3 protein-coding genes are annotated in these 5662 nt (G+C 75.3%); 2 read left to right on the top strand and 1 reads right to left on the bottom strand.

The features are described 5' to 3' along the window. The first annotated feature begins 8 nt into the window (after positions 1-8). Together D3105_RS32215 and D3105_RS32210 are read left to right on the top strand one after the other, a co-directional pair. Entirely contained in the window at positions 9-629 is a 621-nt protein-coding gene (locus D3105_RS32215) for an Rv1733c family protein (protein ID WP_118906389.1), read from the top strand. Between the two features lie 195 nt (positions 630-824). Further along, the gene (locus tag D3105_RS32210; protein ID WP_118906388.1) at positions 825-3254 is read left to right on the top strand and encodes a right-handed parallel beta-helix repeat-containing protein; all 2430 of its coding nucleotides are present in this window, start codon (positions 825-827) and stop codon (positions 3252-3254) included. Here D3105_RS32210 and D3105_RS32205 read toward each other — a convergent pair. Beyond that, positions 3221-5662 (bottom strand): hypothetical protein (locus D3105_RS32205; RefSeq protein WP_240647102.1); only part of this gene is annotated, 2442 nt, incomplete at its 5' end. The genes D3105_RS32210 and D3105_RS32205 overlap by 34 nt on opposite strands.

The following is a 5662-nucleotide window of genomic DNA, read 5'->3' as shown; positions in this document are numbered from 1 at the left end:
GGCACGGGGTGAGGGGGCAGTGGGCACTGCTGCGGGGGCTGTTGCGCGGGCGGGACAATCCGCTGCGCCGCGCCACCGACCGCCGCGAGGCCTGGGTCGCGCTCGGAGCGCTGGTGCTCCTCGTGGTCGGGGCCCCGGCCGCGGGCTGGGCCGGCGGTTCCCTCGCCGATGACGCCCTCCGGCGGTCGGTTCGCGCCCAGCACCAGGAGCGCCACTCCGTCGACGCGGTCGTGGTGGGCCGGGCGCCGGGGCGCGAGCGGTACGCGGGCGATCCCGAGGGGGGCGCCGAGCGTGCCGCGCGCAGGTGGGTGGTGGCGTCCTGGCAGGCCCCGGACGGCAGCCCGCGCACCGGAGAGGTGGCCACCGAGTCGGGGCCCGGCTCCCCGGGGTCCTCGCTGCGGATCTGGACGGACGCGGCGGGCCTTCCCGTTCCCCCGCCGATGGACGGGCGCGCCGCCCGGTCCCATGCGGTGCTGGCCGGCATCGGTACGTTCCTGCTCGCCGCCGGATGTGTCGAGGCGGGCCGCAGGGTGGTCGTAGGGCACATGCTGCGGCAGCGGTACGCGCGTCTCGACCGGGAGTGGGCCGCGGCCGGCGCGGACTGGGGCCGGGCCGGAACGGGCGGCTGACCACGGCCTCCGCCGGCCGGACGCGGCCGTCGGCCGCACGGCCCCGCGGGCCGGGCGTTGGCGGCACGGCCCCGCGGGGCCGACTCGTCAACTCCCGGCCCTCACGCGCGCTACGGTGGTCCGACCCCGTCCGCCTCCCCGGCGACGGACGGGCCCGAGGCAGCGCACAGCACGAGGTGGGGGCACAGCAACGCCATGGCACAGGGCACGGTCCAGGTGACGCACACCGGCACATCGCGATGGCGCCGCCGCACCGGCGAGTACGCCTCCCTCTCCGCGGCCCTGGAAGCGGCGGCCGAGGGCGACGTCCTCACCGTCGCACCCGGGACCTACCGGGAGAACCTCGTCGTCCCGCGTGCGGTGACGCTACGCGGCCCCGAGGGCTCGGCCGGCTCCGTGCGGATCGCGCCGCTCGACGGCGTACCGCTGACCGTGCGCGCCTCCGCGGTCGTCCAGGGGCTGCACATCGAGGGCCAGGACTCGGCGGCCCCGGCGCTGCTGGTCGAGGACGGCACGGCGGAGCTGACGGACCTGCGGATCGTGACCCGGTCCGCCGCGGGCATCGAGGTACGCGGCGCGGCCCGGCCCAGCGTGCGGCGCTGCACGGTCGACAACCCGGCCGGGGTCGGCATCGCCGTACTGGACGGCGCGGGCGGGGTGTTCGAGGAGTGCGAGATCGTCTCGGCGGGCCAGTCCGGGGTGTCGGTCCGCGACGGAGGCCACCCGCGTCTGGACCGCTGCCGGATCCACCACGCGTCCGGGGCGGGCATCGGCGTCACCGGCGACGGCAGCGGCCTGGAGGCGTTCGGCTGCGAGGTGTACGAGATCAAGGGCAGCGGCATCCAGGTCACCGCCCGCGGCTCGGCCCACCTCACCGACTGCACCGTGCACCGCACCTCGGCGGACGGCGTCACGCTGGACACCGACGCGGTGCTGACGCTCGCCGACTGCGACATCCACGACATCCCGGAGAACGCCGTCGACCTGCGGTCGCGTTCGGTGCTCACGCTGACCCGTTCCACGGTCCGCCGGTTCGGCCGCAACGGGCTCTCGGTCTGGGACCCGGGGACCCGGGTCGACGCCAACCAGTGCGAGATCCACGACAGTACGGGCGACTATCCGGCGGTCTGGGTCAGTGACGGCGCGACGGTGATACTGGACGCCTGCCGGGTGCACGACGTGCCCGACGCCCTGTTCGTCCTCGACCGGGGGTCGCGCGCCGATGTGGTGGACAGCGACCTCTCCCAGATCCGCAACACCGCCGTGTCGGTGAGCGACGGGGCGACCGCGCAGCTCGACGACTGCCGGATCCGGGAGGCGTCCACGGGCGCCTGGTTCCGTGACCACGGCAGTGGCGGCACGCTGAACAACTGCACCATCGACGCTGCGCAGACCGGGGTCATCGTCACCAAGGGCGCGGACCCCACCATCGAGCGCTGCACGGTCACCTCACCCGCCGAGGCCGGGTTCTACGTCTCGGCCGAGGGCCGGGGCACCTTCGACGGCTGCCGGGTGACGGGCAGTGAGGGGTACGGCTTCCACGTCATGGAGGGCTGCCGCACGACCCTGACCCGGTGCCGTACCGAGCGGTGCGCGCGGGGCGGTTACGAGTTCCCCGAGGGGGACGGCGGTTCCACGGCCGGGCCGGTGGCCCGGGACTGCACGAGCGACGAGAGCGGTCTGCGGACGGCTCCGGCCCCGCCTCCCCCGGTGCTGACGGCCACGCAGTCGACGCCGGGTCTGCTGGGCGCGCTGCCCGGGCAGCGCGCCATCGAGCCCGTCCCCGAGCCGGTCGCCCCGGCGGAGCCGGCCCGGGACTCCTCGGCAGTCCTCGGTGAACTGGACGCGCTGGTGGGCCTGGACAGCGTCAAGCGGGAGGTGCGGGCGCTCACGGACATGATCGAGGTGGGCCGGCGCCGAGCGGAGGCCGGTCTGAAGGCCGCGTCCGTCCGCCGCCACCTCGTCTTCACCGGCTCTCCCGGTACGGGCAAGACCACGGTCGCCCGGCTGTACGGGGAGATCCTGGCCTCGCTCGGCGTGCTGGAGCGCGGTCATCTGGTCGAGGTGTCCCGGGTCGACCTGGTCGGCGAGCACATCGGCTCGACGGCGATCCGGACCCAGGAGGCGTTCGACCGGGCGCGCGGCGGGGTGCTGTTCGTCGACGAGGCGTACGCCCTCTCCCCCGAGGACTCCGGCCGTGACTTCGGGCGGGAGGCCATCGACACCCTGGTGAAGCTGATGGAGGACCACCGGGACGCGGTGGTCGTGATCGTCGCGGGCTACACCCATGAGATGGAGCGGTTCCTCACCGTCAACCCCGGGGTGGCATCGCGGTTCTCCAGGACCATCACCTTCCAGGACTACCTCCCCGAGGAGCTGCTGCGGATCGTCGAGCAGCAGGCCGAGGAGCATGAGTACAGCCTGGCGGCGGGGACCGGGGAGGCGCTCCTGAAGCACTTCACGGCGCTCCCCAAGGGCCCCGCCTTCGGCAACGGCCGCACCGCCCGCCAGACCTTCGAGTCGATGGTGGAGCGGCACGCGGGCCGGGTCGCCCAGCTCGCCGAGCCGAGCACGGACGACCTGACCCTGCTCTACCCGGAGGACCTCCCCGACGTGCCCTTCTGAGTCCGCGCCTCCGCCTGCCGGGGGACGCGCGGGCCCAGCTCCTCCAGGAGGTCGGCGCGCGCGTCGGCGAAGGCCGGGTCCGCCTGGTAGTCGGAGTGTCCGAGGATCGGTTCGGGCAGCGGGAGCTTCGTGGTCCGCCCGTAGGCCAGCGGGTCCTTCAGCGGGCCCCGGTCGACGCCCGGGTCGGGGTCGGCGCCGATGCGGACGGGGCCGCCGATCGGGTCGGTGGCCCGCCACAGATTGCGCCAGCAGTGCACCGAGCGGTGCAGCCCGAGCAGCGGCTCGGAGCCGAAGTAGGCCGGGAACCACCGCCCGTACAGCCGCTCCAGGGGCGAGCCGTAGGTGAGCAGGGCGACCCGCGGACGGGTGGCGTCGGGCAGTTGCCAGACGGCTGAGGCGGCGAGCACGCTGCCCTGGGAGTGGCCGGAGATGACGAGCCGGCCCCGGGGTGTGGTCGACGTCCAGGCGGACATCCGGGAGGCGAGGTCGGGGACTGCGCGCTCGGCGTAGCACGGGGGCGCGAAGGGATGGGCGGCGCGGGGCCAGAAGGTGCCCACGTCCCAGAGGATGCCGATGGTCCGGCGGGCCGATGCGTCCTTGTAGGCGCGGCGGCCGCCGGCGACGAAGAGTATGAAGCCGAAGCCGATCAGCCAGGAGCCGGTGGACTGGGCGGCGTCGGCGAACGATTCGAGGAGCGGCCCGCTTCCGTCGGCGGCCCGGCCCGGCACCTGGTCGCTGTACCAGGATCCGGCGATCGCGCCCGCCCCGAGCAGCAGGGTGGCGGTGGAGACGACGCCGAGGATCCAGGGCGCGGAGTCGGTGAGGGCGGCGGTTGCGCGGATCCGGGCGATGCGGCGGGTGCGCCCCTCGTCGGGCGGTTCGGGGGCGTACTCCGCCTCGATGACCGGGCCCAGGCGGCGGGCGGTGCGCGCGGTGCGGACGACCAGCACCAGCACGGGGACGAGCAGGAGGAGCAGGAGCACCGGGATGACGGAGGCCTGCCAGCTGAGCAGTACCGGCGGTCCGGCGATGTCGGAGCTGCGGCCCATGCCCGGGGTGCCGGGGCCGTCCAGCCAGTCGGCGACGCGCTGGGCCACCCCGCCGGTCATCACACCGCCGAGGGCGCAGGCGAGCATCGCGACCGCGGGGCCGCCGAGCCCGTACAGGACGGTGCGGGGTTCGGGGGTTCGCCGGTAGAGGCCCCGGGCGACCACGGCGAGGGCGATGACGAGGATGCCCTGGCCGAGGGCGAGGAACCGGAAGGTGGCCTCGCCGGGCAGGGTGCCCGAGGACTGCCAGGAGGGGCGCGACCAGGACGCGTACAGGACGGCGAGGCCGAGCAGGGCCAGCGCGGAGCCGGGCAGACAGCTGATCAGGGCGCCGTCCAGGCGGGTGTCGCGGGTGCGTTCGCTGCGGCCCCGGCGGCAGACGACCCAGACGACGACGAGCGCGCACAGGACGATGCCGCCCTCGACGGCCGCGCCGATGAACCGGGGCACCGGTCCTTCGGCGCCCCGGTCGTGTCGTGCGGCGGCGCCGGCGACGGCCGCGGCGACGGTCAGGAACCCGGCCGCCGTGTGGGCGGCGCGGAGCCGGGCGACGAGCCGCCGGCCGTACCAGAAGCCGGGCCTGCCGAGCGCGGGGCGGACCGGAACGGCCTTGCGCGGGCTCCCGTCGGCGTCCGGGCCGGGTGCGTCCGGGCCGTGGGCCGCCGCCGCCCCGAAGGGGTCGTCCTCGTCGAAGTCCTCTCCGTCCAGCGGGCGTTGGGACTCGTACGCGCTCCAGGTCCGGTTGGACAGGTACCACAGCAGCCCCACCAGGGCCGTGGGGACGAGCGCCGCCAGGGCGAGGCGGCGGCCGGGCTGGGACCACCAGCCACCCTGACGCTCCGACAGGAAGCCGAGCCAGGAACGGCGTTCGGCGCAGGCGTCGGCTCCCGCGCACTGCCAGGCCAGCAGGTCGAGGGCGACTTCGCAGGCGGCCGCCGTGAGCAGCACGGTGAGGCTGAGCGCCACGAGCCGCACCAGGACGCCGTACAGCCGGACCGAGCGGGTGCGGCCGGTGGCGGCGGGACGCATCCAGTGGGCCAGGTTGACCACCATGAACGGCAGGAGCAGCAGCCACAGCGCACGGGAGCCGTTACCGGAGGTGAGGCCGGACCAGCAGTACGCCTCGGCGACGGGCTCGTCCCGGTAGCGCTCGGGGTGCTTCTCGCCGTCGGCGTCCTCGCTGCGCCGGTACACGGCGGCGGTCGTGTCCCCGGTGACCCGGACGGTACGTGGGTCGCCCAGCATCTCCTGCGGGGTGGCGCCGCCGACGCCGTGGACGAGCAGTTCCAGCGCTGTCCCGGTGTGCTGCGGAGGCTCGGTGGCGGGCGGAGTGGCGGACGGGGGCGGGGTGGCAGGAGC

Origin of the sequence: Streptomyces globisporus (assembly GCF_003501885.1) — a bacterium.
GTDB classification, from domain to species: domain Bacteria; phylum Actinomycetota; class Actinomycetes; order Streptomycetales; family Streptomycetaceae; genus Streptomyces; species Streptomyces globisporus_D.
Note: the sequence above shows the minus strand (reverse complement) of the source record. Positions and strands in the feature narration are given on the sequence as shown.

Coding starts and splice junctions, on each gene's coding strand:
- D3105_RS32210 (WP_118906388.1), top strand. CDS start 825: ATGGCACAGGGCACGGTCCAGGTGACGCACACCGGCACATCGCGATGG.